General features: G+C 71.3%; 9 protein-coding genes. 3 read left to right on the top strand and 6 right to left on the bottom strand.

The features are described 5' to 3' along the window. Positions 1-2: 2 nt before the first annotated feature. Positions 3-2069 (bottom strand): Ig-like domain repeat protein, encoded by a 2067-nt coding sequence (locus tag ABZ836_RS20820; protein ID WP_361144209.1) that lies wholly within the window; start codon positions 2067-2069, stop codon positions 3-5. Positions 2070-2710: 641 nt separating this feature from the next. Between ABZ836_RS20820 and ABZ836_RS20825 the strand changes: the two genes are divergently transcribed. Further along, complete coding sequence (locus ABZ836_RS20825; RefSeq protein WP_361144212.1) at positions 2711-3067, top strand: STAS domain-containing protein; 357 nt, start codon at positions 2711-2713, stop codon at positions 3065-3067. Positions 3068-3491: 424 nt separating this feature from the next. Here ABZ836_RS20825 and ABZ836_RS20830 read toward each other — a convergent pair whose 3' ends face one another. Beyond that, positions 3492-3884: a DCC1-like thiol-disulfide oxidoreductase family protein gene (locus ABZ836_RS20830; protein ID WP_356133321.1), complete on the bottom strand. Its 393-nt coding sequence runs from the start codon at positions 3882-3884 to the stop codon at positions 3492-3494. Positions 3885-4347: 463 nt separating this feature from the next. Then, complete coding sequence (locus tag ABZ836_RS20835; protein WP_361144216.1) at positions 4348-5556, bottom strand: PP2C family protein-serine/threonine phosphatase; 1209 nt, start codon at positions 5554-5556, stop codon at positions 4348-4350. 434 nt (positions 5557-5990) lie between these two features. Between ABZ836_RS20835 and ABZ836_RS20840 the strand changes: the two genes are divergently transcribed. Together ABZ836_RS20840 and ABZ836_RS20845 are read left to right on the top strand one after the other, a co-directional pair. Continuing rightward, complete coding sequence (locus tag ABZ836_RS20840) at positions 5991-6359, top strand: peptidase inhibitor family I36 protein (protein WP_356133325.1); 369 nt, start codon at positions 5991-5993, stop codon at positions 6357-6359. A gap of 306 nt (positions 6360-6665) precedes the next feature. Then, a complete protein-coding gene (locus tag ABZ836_RS20845; protein ID WP_361144219.1) occupies positions 6666-7655 on the top strand; it encodes a GNAT family N-acetyltransferase in 990 nt (329 codons plus the stop codon). Between the two features lie 198 nt (positions 7656-7853). On the opposite strand, the gene ABZ836_RS20850 is transcribed toward ABZ836_RS20845, so the two are convergent. The 3 genes from ABZ836_RS20850 to ABZ836_RS20860 all read right to left on the bottom strand — a co-directional run bounded on the left by ABZ836_RS20850 (position 7854) and on the right by ABZ836_RS20860 (position 12518). Beyond that, positions 7854-9380, bottom strand: coding sequence for an RICIN domain-containing protein (locus ABZ836_RS20850; RefSeq protein WP_361144222.1), 1527 nt, complete (start codon positions 9378-9380; stop codon positions 7854-7856). Between the two features lie 129 nt (positions 9381-9509). After that, positions 9510-10028 (bottom strand): PDZ domain-containing protein, encoded by a 519-nt coding sequence (locus ABZ836_RS20855; protein ID WP_356133329.1) that lies wholly within the window; start codon positions 10026-10028, stop codon positions 9510-9512. 642 nt (positions 10029-10670) lie between these two features. Beyond that, positions 10671-12518, bottom strand: coding sequence for an FG-GAP-like repeat-containing protein (locus tag ABZ836_RS20860; protein ID WP_361144225.1), 1848 nt, complete (start codon positions 12516-12518; stop codon positions 10671-10673). Positions 12519-12530 lie beyond the last annotated feature (12 nt).

The raw sequence follows: 12530 nt of genomic DNA on the forward strand, positions 1-12530 counted from the left end.
GATCAGTTGGTGAAGTACAGGTACTTCCAGGCTCCGCGCGTCGTGGTGTTGACGTCGTCGCCGGACGGGTCGTTGATGTAACTCGTCCGGACGCGTGCCTTGATGCCGGCCACGCCGGGCGTACCGACGTCGACGGTGACCTTGCCGGTCGAACCGAGCTCGAAGTACCCCGTAGCGGTGCGCCGCCAGGCACCGCCGTCGTAGACCTCGTACTCGTACCACACCTCGCGGCGCGGGTAGTGGCTCATCGTGGTGCTGACGAGCGCGTCCTTGGTCTTGCGGAACCAGTAGTAGTTGCGCGAGCCGATGGTGCCGGTCCTGTAGTGGCCGGAGACCGTGTTGGAGATGCTGACCTTGGCGTAGCCGATCGACTTCACGGTCCTGGGCGCGAACTTGGTGTCGCCCTTGAAGACGGCGGTCACCGTGGTGTCGCGCTTCATGTCGACGACCGCGGAGAGGTTGCCGCTGGAGTTGACCTTGCCGGTCCTGATCAGCTTGTTGGGCTTGTCGGAGCCGTAGGGGTTGGCCCAGATCTCGACCGTGCGGTTGGAGTACGTCTTGCCCAGGTGGGCGGTGAACGTGACGTCCTTGCCGTAGGAGTAGACCTTGCCGTTGTTGTTCAGCGTCAGCGTCGGCTTGGCACGTGGGACGACCACGGTGTCCGTCTTGGAGACCGCCGTGTGGGCGGCGTCGCCCGCGTAGGCGACGCGGTAGACGACGTTGTCGCCGGTCGGCGGGGTGTCGCTGAAGCTGAACGTGCCGTCCGCCTTGGCCGTTACGCTCGGCAGCGCCTTGCCGTTGGGGCTGGCCACGTCGGTGCGGGTCACGGTCAGCCTGACGCCGGTCGGCAGCGGCTCCGTCGCCGTGATCTTGCCGGTGACCGTCAGCTTGGTGCCGATGGTGCCCTTGGCGGGGGCGTTCACGGTCAGTGTCGGTGTGTTGAGGTTGGCACCGGTGTACGTCGTCAGGGTGTAGGAGCCGTACGAGCCGACCAGGGCGAAGAGCCGGGAGGAGTCGCCCCACACCAGGTCGGCCGCCTCGCCGTCCATGGTGATGGTGCGCAGCGGCATGGTGCCGTTCGGCCTGAAGACCGAGATGGTGCTGAACAGGTTGATGTAGTCGTAGGTGAAGTTGGCGACGGTGCCCTGGGCGTTGACGTCCGCCCGCGACCCGCGCGCCGGGTATTCGCCGGCGGCGCGGAACACGCCGTTCGCGTACGCGTCCCGCTGCCGGCCGGCGACGAGCAGCTCCGTGTGGCCGGGGACCAGATCGAGGTCGGTGATGTAGCGGGTCAGCGAGTGGTCGCCCTGCTGGTGGGCGACTTCCCGCGGAGTGCCGGACGAGACGTCCAGGACCGTCATGGAGCCCGAGCCGGCGTTGATCTCGCCCACGGCCAGAAGGCCGGGCGAGGAGGGGTCGGTGTCGACGATGGCCGCGCCGTCCCAGCTGCCGCGGGGCAGCAACCCGAGCCGGACGGGGCCGTCCGCCGTGGCGGAGGCCGCGGCGAGCGTCGCCGGGCCGGCCGGCACCGGGGTGGGCTCAGGCGTCGGCTCGGCCGTCGGCTCCACGGTGGACCCGTTGGGCTCCGGAGTCGGATCAGCCGACGGGGCCCAGTCCGGGTCGACGGAGCCCAGGTTGCCGCTCGACTCGTCGATGTAGGTGAACCAGACCCTGCCCGCGGAGAAGGCGACATCCTGAGGACCCCGGTCGGCGGAGACGGACCACCGGTCCTTGACCGCGAGCGTACCCGCATCGAGAGCGATGACCTCCTGGCTCGCAGGGGCGGCGGCGTACAGCGTGGCACCGTCGTCCGACAGTGCGAGAGCGGAGACGCTGGGGATGCCGTAGACGCGCTTGACCAGGTTGCCGGACCAGTCGGCGACAGCGACGCTGCTGTTGACGGGGTCACCCACGAAGACGCGCCGGTGTGCCGCGTCGGCCACCAGGCCGCCGGGAGTGGTGACGCTCGCGGCGGCGGCCGAGGCGTTGCCGGCCGCGGCAACGGTCAGTGCCGCCGAACTGAAGAGGACGGTGAGAGCCGTCGCTGCGGAGATGCCGCGCCCACGCACAGGTGTTACCCCCAGAGAAAACCCGGTGATCGCCGGGCGCGAGGAGCGCGCGAAAACACACGCGTGACATCGCCCTCGAGACGGGCGCATGCCACGCGGGGGCGCGACTGCCGCAAGGAAGCATATGTCGTGCCCGGAACAAGCGCGTCACCGGTTTCCCCTCGGGGCCAGCCCTCGTGCTCTTCCCTCTGATCGAGGCCGCGGTCGGCGGACGTGCGCAGGCAGGGCAACGCGGTTCTTGCAGCATCGTCTCGGCGGGCCGGACAACTGCACACGGGTTCCGGCCCGTCCCTGGGTCCCTCCGCAACCGGCGTGAGATCACCCGAGGGCCGGCACGGCGAACCACGTGATGTCCGGCCTTCGCCCACCGCTGTGCCGGGAGGTCGCGGTTGGGTCGTCGTCGGACTGGAGCGGGCAGGCCGCCCGAGGAGGGTCGTGGTCGGGAGCGGTGATGTGCGACGGTGGACGGACAACGAGACAGGCCGGCCCCCGACCTCCGGGGTGGCGGCCTTCCGGGACGCCGGGCGTTGCCCTCACCCAGGGCACCCGGCCCCGGCCACCGTCGCAGCCCCTCTCCGGACGAGACGAAGGGGTACTGCGCCTTTGGGCTCACCAACCCCCGGAAAGGGGGCCTGCCCAGCATGAACCCCATCGTCACCACCGACGGCACCCGCGCCCGCATCACCCCACGCGGAGAGATCGACCACGACAGCCTTCCCCCGCTCACGTCCGCGGCCCGCGCCCTGCCCCCACACGTGACCGAACTGCAGTGGGACATGCACCACACCACCTTCATGGACATCGCCGGCCTCCACCTCCTCTTCGACTCCACCCCGCACCACCCCGGCCTCCGCACCACCGTCGTCAACCTGCACCCCCAGCCACTGCGCCTGCTCCTCCTGGCCGCCGAGACGGACCCCGTCTCCTTCGACCTCACCCGCCTGATGCCGGACACGCCCTCCGGCATCACGCCCTGGACGGTCCACCCCTGCCCGTAGAACGTCACTGCTGACGCGTCGTGCCGGGGCCGCGCGGCCGGCCGGCGGAAACGCCGGTACCGCGGCCGGTGAGGACGAGCCGGACAGGCTGCCAGGACAGGGGACAGGACACACGCTGGCAGGCGCGGACGACGGACGAACGGATCTGGCTCGCCGAGGTGCCGGCCACGGCGGAGGACGCCGCGCAGGTCGCCTCCCTGACGTGACGGCCGCAAAGCGGTGCGAGTCAGCCAGGATGTGCCCTCGCAGTGCCGCCGGGCCGACCGGATTCCGCTCGTCGAAAGCGTCTACGACGACGTTTTGCGCACCCACCAGCCCGTTCCGGATCGGGACGGCGGGAAGGGCACGGATCCCTGCCCCTTCACCACCGTGGTGCCACGACCGGCGCGCTGGAGCTGTAGGGCTGATCTCCTCCCGGAGGCGGTCACGGCGGCGTGCCGTCCCCCGGCGGGGGCAAGGCGCAGGCGGGGGTGCCGCCGGGGAGGCGCCGCCGGTTCGCCGCGATGATCCGGTAGGCCGCACGGGCCGCCCAGCTCAGCGGCGGCCGGGCCATCGCCGCCCCGCACAGCGCCCACCCGCCGCCCGCGCTCCGGAGGATCCGCGCCACGGCCTCCGCGCCTCCGTACACCGTCCCCGCCGGTGTCACCCAGAGCGCCTCGCGCTGCGCGCGGTCACGGGAGACGCCGAGGTCGGTGAGGTCCGCGCGCTGCCAGGGCACGGAGACGCACCGCGGCCGCACCCACCGCTCGATGACGCGCACCGAGGAGGTGCAGAAACCGCAGTCGCCGTCGAAGACCAGAACCGGCACCGAAGCCATGCCCATATCTCCATCCTGCCGCAGCGGCGGCACCGCTGCCCCCGCGCCGGAACCGATGCGCAGGGACCGGCGCCGTCCGCAGCCGCGGTGGTGGCCGGGAGGGTGAACGGGGCCGTCGGACGGGCCACGCCCGCCCGCCGCTCCGGCCGCCCCGGGCATCACGCCGCGAGCCGCAGCGAGGACCACCGCGAGACGCTTCTGGGCCGGGCAGGTTGCTCGCCGAGGCACCGCCGGGTCGCGCCGGGTCGCTCGGCCTCGCCCGGGACGGGGCGGTCGGCGGCTACGCTCCCACGCCACCGACGGGCGCCGGCGGTTCCGCGAGGCCGCGGCGATGGCCCCCTCCAGCGGCCGGGTGACGCGGACCTCGACCGGCTTGTTCACGATGGTGTGGTCGAGCGTGCCCAGCGCGCGGGCGGTGATCCGTGGTCCTCGGCTTGCCGACGGGCGGTCGGGTCGGTGAGCTCTACGCAGGTGTGTCGAGCGCTTGCGCGGCCTTCTGGTCCAGTCGGCGGAGGGCGAGGAGGGTGGCGTCGTCGTCGAGGTGGCCTGCGGAGTGGTCGGTGAGTGCGTCGACGAGTCGGTGCAGCAGGGTGTGCGGTGCGGGCGTGGTGTCGCCGGGGGCTGAGGTCGTCAGCTGTTCCGCCCAGGTGGTGAGAGGGAAGAATTCGCCCTGGCTGTTGCGGGCCTCGGTGACCCCGTCGGTGACGAGGAGGACGGTTTCGCCCTCCTCCAGGCGGACGCGGTCGATCCCTGTCTCGGCGCCGGTGAGTTCTCCCAGACCCATGGGAGGGTTCCGTTCCTGCGGGAGCTGGCGCACTCCGCCGGGTCCGAAGACGAGCGGGCCTTCGTGGCCGTAGTTGATCACGTCGGCGTGCATGCCGTCCTCGGAGAGGCCGATGACGACGGCGGTGACGAAGCGTGGTTCGTGGGTGGCGTCGACCGCGGCCATGAGCTGGTTGTGGCGGCGCAGGCTGTCCTCCATCCGTGCGGCGATCACCGCGAGGTCCGCTTCGTGGTAGCCGGCTTCCCGGAAGGCCCCGACCACCGCTCCGGCCGTCGACAGCGCGGCCAGCCCTTTGCCCTGGACGTCGCCCAGGACGACGCGTGTGCCGTGAGGGGACGCCAGGATGTCGTAGAAGTCGCCGCTCATCCGGGACTCGGTGTCGGCGGGGAGGAAGGCGGTGGAGGTCTCCAGGCCGCCCCAGCCGTAGGGGATGGGCCGCACGACGACCTCGCGGGCCGCGAGGAGCGCGTTCTGCAGCCGAACCATGTACGACCGGGTGCGGGAACGCAGCACGGCGACCAGTACCGCGAGAAGCACCACGCACAGATCCAGAAGGAACCCGCTCAGTCGCAGTGCCTGCCCTGGCACGACGACCGTGAGGAGGCGGTTGATCAGCAGGACGGCGCACCCGAAGAGGGCGGTCACCCTCCCCGAGCACAGGGCTGCGGCCAGGAGGGGGACCATCAGCAGCCAGTTCTCGGTGTCAGGAGTCGGCCCCAGCCAGAGGCCGAGCGTCATCACCACGACGAGGAACGCCCCGGGTACCAGCCATCCCCACCGCGCCAGGCGCAGCAGAAGAGGTCCCTGCCGTCCGTCCTGGCCGAGCGGGACCGCCTCCGAAGAACCCCCGCCTCTCGGACGGGCGTCAGCCGATGATGATCGATCCATGGGCCCAGTCTGCCGATCGCCCGGTCCGACGCCCGGCCAAGCCGCGCGCCAGCCCTCCAATGCCCCAACCAGGATGCCCACCATCCGGAGGCATGCCTCCCTCGGCTCCGACCGGCGGGAGTTCCTGCCGCGCGTGATGTGACAGTGCGGAACGACGGCACGCGCACGAGGTCCAGCCGCGACACTTCCTGCAACCCGCGGACCGTCCGAAGCAAGGCGGGACTCGACCTGCTGCCTCGGGGACGGTTCCGAAACGATCGAGGTAACCGTCAGAGAGCCGACGCGCTCGCCCATCCGGGAAATTGTGATCATCGTCATCTGTGCGAACTGCTGAGCGCGGGGCGGCGTCCTACGACCGGGTGCCTGCGACAAGCGAAAGCCGGACGCGGGCGGCCACGATCGCGCTTTTCAGGGACACGACCGGAAGGGTCCTCATGAAACTGACACTGAAGGCCGCCGCGGTAGCGGCAACCATCGCCTCCACCGTCGTACTGGCGGCTCCGGGAACTGCGTCGGCCGACCCCAAGGACGGCTTCGTCGCGGGGAAGATCTACCTCTTCGACGGCCACAACAACACCGGGGACGTGCTGCAGCTGGAGCCGGCCGACATCCTCAACATCGGCTGGGCGTGGAACGACCGGGCGAGCTCGGTGTGGAACCTCAGCAACGATCAGGTCTGCATCTGGACCGACATCGACCACCGCGGCTATTACTTCAGCATTCCCGCGGGAGCGAAGCAGGAGCTGCTGTTCCTCTACGACAACGCGGTGTCCTCCATCTCGGTCAGCGGCTGCGGAGGCTGAGCCGACCGCCGGGCCGACCAAGCCGCAGGCGTCCGGTCCGGGTCGTTCGCTTCGCCGCTGCGACCCGCAGCCGTCGAGCCCACTGTCACCGGTCCGGCCGTCGGGGCCGTTCTCCTTCATGGCTACTTCAGGAGCTGTCCGCTCGAGCCGCGCACGGCAAACGCGGGAGGAAGCTCCCTGCACTCCCGCCGTGCTGATGCCGTACACCTCCCTGGGAGACAGGGCGGCTCCCTCACGGCGTACGCGTTCGGCAGCGTCGCAGAAATGGGAGTGACGTCGAGGTCCGTACCCTCTACCTTCGCTCAGGTGTCTCCCTCCTCTGCGCACCTCACCCGCCGACCGATCGCCCTGTCGGACGCCGCCGCCCTGTCGAAGCTGCTCAACGCCATCGAAGTCGTCGACGTCTTCGGGGAGTACTACTCCGAGGCGGACGCCGTGGAGCAGATCACTGCGCCGGTGCTGGACCTGGAGCGCGGCACGATCGGCGTGTTCGACGGAGAGGCGATGGTCGGTTATTCCTCCGCAGCGCACAAGCAACGGGCCGAGGGGGTGCACCGGGTGACTCTGAGCGGCGGCGTTCACCCGGAATACCGGCAACGGGGACTCGGCACCGAGCTGCTCGCGGCGGGCATCGCGTGCGCGAAGGCACTCCACGCGATCCACCACCCCGGTCTGGAGTTGGCCGTCGACGTCCAGAACAACGTGCGCAACGCCGGCGCCCTCGCCTGCTACCGGGCGGCGGGCATGACGCCGTCCAGGTCGTCATCGCACATGCGGCATCCACTTGGCGCCGCCGTCGTCGACACCGCGGTCCCCGAGGGGTACGCGATCGAGGCGTATACCGAGGACAACGACTCCGACTTCTTCGCGGTGAGCAACGAGGCGTTCCTCCAGAGGAGGGGCGGGGTTCCGCAGTCCCTGGAGCAGTGGCGCGGCCTGCTCGGCTGGCAGGCTTTCCGCCCCGCCCTCAGTTTCCTGCTGCGTGGAACCGGCGGCGACACAGGCATCGGTATCGGCACCGGTGTCGGCATGCTGCTGGCCTTCTCCTGGGACGCGGACACCGAGGCGACCGGTGTCCGGGACCTCCATCTCATGCGGGTCGGCACCCGCCCCGCCTGTCGCCGCCGCGGAGTCGCCTCCGCGCTGCTCAGCCATGCCCTGCGGGCCGCGCGTGACGCCGGCTTCGACCGGGTCAGCCTCGACGTGGACACCGATTCCCGTGAGGCGGTCGGCCTCTTCGAGCGCGTCGGCTTCACCGTCGCCCGCACCGAGGTCGTGTACACCCTCACGCCGTGAGCGCCGAGTTGGCCGACGGCAGGGTCACCCTGACCGTCCAGCTCTCGCGATGGCCTGGGTTGGGGGGGCATGCGCAGTACGGCCCGCGCCCAGGCCAGCCCCGCACGCCCCGCCCCTGGCGTCGCCTGCCGCTACTCCGACCGCGACACGCCCCCTCCACCCGAGGGCAGCGTCGCGATCTTCGCCCCCGTTGGTGTGTCACACCGGCAGCAACTGCCACTGCCGGCCCCGGTGGTCGCCCTCCGCCCAGCGCTGCGTGATCACCACGGGCGCGTTGGTTCCGACGCCCAGCAGCAGGCCGCTGCTCCGGTTCGCGATCTCGTACACCAGGCAGCCATCGGCGACGGTATCCACCGGGATCAGCCGCCACTGCTGATGATGCGCCTCGTCACCCTCGTAGGCGCGCTGCGCGACCACCGCGCCGGCCGCCACCCGGGCCTCGTCGACCTCCAGAACCTTCCCGCTGCGCACGTTCTCGATCGTGTAGACCGTGTCGCCGCTGTCGCTCTTCCCGGCCACCAGCAGTCGCCATCGCTGCGACCGGCGGGGAGCGGCGAGCGACTGCCGGATCGGGGCCCCGTCCTTGAGCGACTCGCGCGTGACCCCGATCCGCAGCCGGCTGCGGATGCTCGTCCAGGAGACCACCGTGCCTGACGCGGGCAGTCCTGCCATGGCGGCCGCCGCGACCTTCCGGACGCGGTTGTTGACGTAGTCCGCGATGTAGAGGGCGCCCACGCAGTCGACCGCGAGCCCGAACGGGAAGTTCAGCCGGGCGGAGGTGGCGGGGCCGCCGTCACCTCCGAAGGCGTCGGTTCCCGTGCCGGCGACCGTGCTGATCGTGCCGTTCCCGGCGACCTTGCGGACCCGGTGGTTGTTGTGGTCGGAGACGTAGAGGGCACCGGTGTGGTCGGCCACCACGCCCAGAGGGAAGTCCAGTCGGGCGGAGGTGGCGGGACCGCCGTCACCGCTGAAGCCGTCGGTTCCCGTGCCGGCGACCGTGCTGATCGTGCCGTCCCCGGCGACCTTCCGGACCCGGTGGTTGTCGGCGTCGGTGATGTAGAGGTCGCCCGCGGCGTCCACCGCAAGGCCGTACGGGCCGTTCAGCCGCGCCTCGGCGGCAGGGCTGCCGTCGCCGGAGAAGCCCGGGGTTCCGGTTCCGGCGACCGTGCGGATCCGTCCGTCCGGTGTGACCTGCCTGACCCGGTGGTTGTCGGTGTCGGCGATGTAGAGGTTGCCGCTGCTGTCCACCGCCACCCCGTAGGGGCAGTTCAACTCGGCGGAGGTGGCGGGTCCGTCGTCACCGCTGAACCCGGCAGTGCCCGTGCCGGCGACCGTGTGGATCTGTCCGTCGGCCGTGACCTTGCGGATCCGGTGGTTCTCGGAATCGGCGATGTAGAGGTTCCCGGCACGATCCACCGCCACCTCACGCGGGCAGTCCAGCTGTGCCGAGAGGGCCGGGCCGTGATCGCCTCCGAACCCGGCGGTGCCGGTGCCCGCCACCGTGCGGATCCTGCCGTCCGTGGTGATCCTGCGGACTCGGTGGTTGTTGTGGTCGGAGAGGTAGAGGGTGCCCGTGCTGTCCATCGCCAGGCCGTAGGGACGGTCGAGGCGGGCTGCGACGGCGGGACCGTCGTCTCCTCCGGCCCCGGCATCTCCGGTGCCGGCGACCGTGGTGATCCGTGGGGCGAGGTCTTCGCCCCCCACTGCTGTCTGTGCCTTGCTCATCGTCAACCCCTCACCGTGTGACGGTCGGCCAGGACGACGGCCCTGCCGACCGTGTGCGAAGACCGCTCGTGTCCGAGGACCGCGGAACTGGCAGGCGGCAGGTGCGCCCGCGCGTGGACGTCGTGGCGATCACTCGTCGACCGTGTACTGCAAGGTCATCGGGGTGCCGTTGCGGGTGATGCCCACGGGCACCGGAATTCCGGCGCGCTTGCCGGCGAGGACGGCGCCGAGGGTTGCCGCCGACGTGACGGGCTGACCGTCGACCGAGGTGATGACGTCCTTGTCCTGGAACCCCGCGGCGGCGGCGTTCAGATCCGGGTCGACGAAACGGACCCGGGCGCCTCCTCCGCCGGGGACGCTGCTGACGTACCCGCCGAACGCTCCGGGAGTGCCCTGGGTGATGGTGACGCTCCAGTCCACCGTCACCCCTTCGAAGGTGAGAGTGCCGGTGTACCGGCCACCCGCCATCGGGGCCTCGTCCGTGGCGACCACGTCGACCTTCCAGGGGCGGCTCCAGATCCAGTTGTTGCCGCCCAACGAGAAGTTGGCGGACGAGCCGTCGGGGGCGATGGACACGGGGCAGCTCATGCCGCTGCACCAGGGGTCCACCCGGACGATGCGCGTGTACTGCGGAGCCTGGATCTGCACATGCCCCGGACTTGAGCGGACCCGCCCGTCCGGCGGGAACTCGACCGTCCTGGCCGGACCCGGGGCATCGAGGTCAGGGACGGACGTCGGAGGCGTCGGCGCCTGAAGCGTCGTGACCCCGGCAGGGGCGGCCGTGGCAGTGGCCACGGGTGCCAGCCCTCCGAGCAACAAGCTCGCCAGCGCGAGCACCGTGCATGCCGCCATGGACCTACGCATGAGTTCTCTCCTCTGCTAACGCGGTGTGGTTGATCGATCGATTGCACTGGCTGGGCGCATGCGCGGACGGACGTCCTCGAGCACGCCACGGGTCGTGCACTGCGGCAGCGGGAGTGCCGAGCAGGAGTGGTGCGCCCTGGGTCGGGCAACGGCTCCGGCGGTGGGTCACCGGCGAACTGCCGGGAGCGCTGTGCCCCGGGCCCGTCGCCCGTGGGAGCGGTTCCCGGTTCGCGCGGGCAGCGAGACGCTCCGGCCGGACGAACCGTGCTGAACCGAGCCCAACCATGACGAACCGTGCCGGAGCGGTGGGCCGGCCGGGGCCCCCGGGGCTCCGCGCCGGGGGCCGCATCCGGACGCCCTCCACAGGACGGCGGTCCGGTAACCCATTGCCGCGATCCCGTCGTCGCCGTCACCCTCGCCCACGGTTCACCGGGTTCGGAAACGGCGGTGGAGGTTGCGGGCCACGTACACGCCCGGTCCTCCGAAGCCGATGATGTCGACGCGTCCGTCGCCGGTGATGTCGGCGAGGAAGCGGGGGTGGTGACCGACCCGCCATGCGCCGGCGTCGTCGTCGTATCCGAAGCCCCGGCAGACCAGTTGGGCCTGTCCGAACATGCCGTCGCCGCGGTTGTGCGCCACCCAGACTCCCTCGTCGCCGAAGCCGACGATGTCGGGGTTGCCGTCGCCGGTCACATCGGCGAAGAAGCGCAGGTGCTTACGGGCCGTCCATCCCTGGGCGGTGCCGAAGTCGTTCAGGACGAGCTGAGAGCGCTCGAAGGTGCCGTCGTCGAGACCGCGGGCGACCACGACGCCGTGGGGGCCGAAGCCGACGATGTCCGTGGCCCCGTCGCCGATGGTCTTCAGCAGGAACCGGGGGTGCTCCTCGGACGAGGTCCATCCCTGGTCGGTCCCGAACTCGTCCAGGACGTACAAGGGTTCGGCGAAGACGCCGTCCTCGTCCTGCAGGGAGATCCAGACGCCGTCGTCGTGGCAGCCGACGATGTCGAGGCGGCCGTTGCCGGTGGTGTCGGCGAGGAAGCGGGGATGCCTGTCCACGCGCCACCCGCCGGCCTTCTCGCCGTGGCCGAACGCACGGAGAGCGGGCGCGTCGGCCAGGAGCGCGAACTTGCCGTCCGCGTCCTGGAGGGAGATCCAGACGCCGTCGTCGTGGCAGCCGACGATGTCGAGGCGGCCGTTGCCGGTGGTGTCGGCGAGGAAGCGGGGATGCCTGTCCACACGCCATCCGCCGGCCTGGTCGCCGTGGCCGAACGCCTGGAGGGCCGGCCCGTCGGCCGCGGCCCTGAACGTCCCGTCCTCCTCCTGGAAGTACACCCGGACACCGGCGGCCGTCAGGACCACGATGCCGGGCCTTCCCTCGCCCGTGATGTCCGCGAGGGTCCACAGGTCGGCGGGGTTCGGGGAGGGCGCGGGCGAGAGCAGGACGCGCTCCTCGTCCTCGAACGTGCCGTCACCCCTGGCAGCCGCTGACACCACCCCCTTGGCCGGCTCGAGCGCGACGATGTCCGCCGGTGCCGTTCCGGCGGTTCCGGCGACGAAGCGCGCGCCGAGCCCGGCAAACGAGCCCGGCTGTGCGCCCGGGTGGGGCGCGGCCCCTTCGGTCTCCCAGCCGCCGGCCTCCTGGTCGCTGCCGAACCGGTCGAGGACCAGCAGCAGGTCGCTGAACGAGGGTGTCGCGCCGGGTGCGGGCCGCAGCGCCGCCGAGGAGGACAGCCGCCAGGACTGCCGTCCGTTCCAGTGCGCCAGACGGGCCCAGCGCAGTGCGGGATCGCTGACCCGCTCGGGCTCGGCCGGCACGAGACGCCACCGCTGGCTCTCCGCGTCCTCGTCGTAGGCCCGCACGACGACCGGGACGGCGTCCTCGACGGACGTGCCCGGATCCGCGTCGAGGTCAAGGTCGAGGACGGTGTCGTCGGCCGCGCTCTCGATCACGTAGAGGGCGGCTTCGCCGTCGACGGGAACGAGGCGCCACTGCTGAGTGGTTCTGCCGGTGGGGGCCTCGCGCCGGACGCCGCCGCCCGCGGCGGCGGGCTGCTCGAGCACTTCCCTGTCTCCCGTGCTGCGGATCACGTAGACCTGCTCGTCGCGCGCCGGTAGCACGGGGACGATCTGCCACTGCTGCCGGGCCGGGCCGTCCTCGGGGAACTCGCGGACGACGAGCACCCCGCCCGTGCCGGGCACGGTTCGAGGGCCGAGGGTCTTCCCCGTGGCGGCGTTGACGATCTCCAGTTTCACTTCTTGCGTGGGCACGGGCATCGTGGTGCCTCT

Source organism: Streptomyces sp. NPDC047130 (assembly GCF_040643475.1).
GTDB lineage: Bacteria > Actinomycetota > Actinomycetes > Streptomycetales > Streptomycetaceae > Streptomyces.